We start from the raw sequence: 575 nt of genomic DNA, 5'->3' as shown, positions 1-575 counted from the left end.
TCAAGCTCAATGGGCAGACCCCCAGGGCGCTGAGTGAGGTGGCCGCGCTGTTGCCAGTGTTGGCGTTGCACCCTACTTCTGTTGAGTTGGTTTTTGGGTCATCGCAGCTTCGGCGGCGCTTTATGGACTGGGGAATGTTCCACGTGGAACATCAGTTTATGCCTGTGTGGCGCGCCGGCTCGGCAGCCCTCAGGCAGCGCAATGCCCTGTTGCGCACCGGCCGTCCGAGTTCGAGAGAACTGGGCTTTTGGAATCAGCAACTGGCCCAGACTTCTGATAGAATCGAAGGGTTACGCAGGGGCTATCTGGCTGCGCTACAGCGTGGTTTGGATGAGGCCTTGGTGGTATTGGCTCCCGAGCTGAAAATTCGGCTCAGGCTGCAAACAGGGCTGCAGAAAGATGAGTCCTATGGGCAGGCCCTGGAGCGGCTTCAGCCAGATGATCTACGGCGTGGCTTCAGCCAGGCTGGATTCCATCGCAGTGATATTCGTATTGAAAGTCATGGCGTTGTGGCCCGCGACCGTTTATCCCGTGGGCAGGCCAAATTGGTGGCCTATGGCATGGTGTTGGCCCAG

Annotated in this window: 1 pseudogene; it reads left to right on the top strand. The window is 58.4% G+C overall.

The window, feature by feature from the left end:
- Positions 1 to 143 precede the first annotated feature (143 nt).
- Positions 144 to 575, top strand: a pseudogene (locus A3730_RS02085) (DNA replication and repair protein RecF); the annotation flags it as partial.

It is taken from the genome of Alcanivorax sp. HI0044 (assembly GCF_001634945.1).
The sequence above is the reverse complement of the archived record's forward strand: the minus strand, read 5'-3'. Positions and strand labels throughout refer to the sequence as shown.